Origin of the sequence: Algibacter sp. TI.3.09, assembly GCF_038154905.1 — a bacterium.
In the GTDB taxonomy this organism is placed as follows: domain Bacteria; phylum Bacteroidota; class Bacteroidia; order Flavobacteriales; family Flavobacteriaceae; genus Algibacter.
Window position 1 is genome coordinate 1 of the sequence record NZ_JBAKAN010000045.1, and the last position, 299, is coordinate 299.

Genomic DNA, 299 nt, shown 5'->3' on the forward strand with positions numbered 1-299 from the left:
GGGGCTGTTACGCCGTAGTCGTTTCCAATTTTATTTTCCCAACGGCCTTCACCATAACCATGAATAAAGCTAGTGTAAGTATAGGTTAGGTCTTTCCATTTGTATGGATCGTCTTCTAAGCCTACAGCAATTACTTTTACGTCACCTTTTTCTAAAGTATTCACGAAACTGTGTAATTGAGGAATTTCATCTAAACAATGTGAGCATGTGCTACTCCAGAGAACTACAATGTATTTTTGTGCTACGTTTAGTGCGCTTAATTGTGTTTTAACTAAGGCTTTATCTTTCTTTATTTCTAA

General features: G+C 36.5%; 1 protein-coding gene. It reads right to left on the reverse strand.

What is annotated here, in order from left to right; all coding sequences use genetic code 11:
• Positions 1-299, reverse strand: a 299-nt coding sequence (locus tag V6246_RS18260) for a TlpA family protein disulfide reductase (protein ID WP_341561874.1), incomplete at both ends; no start/stop codon positions are given.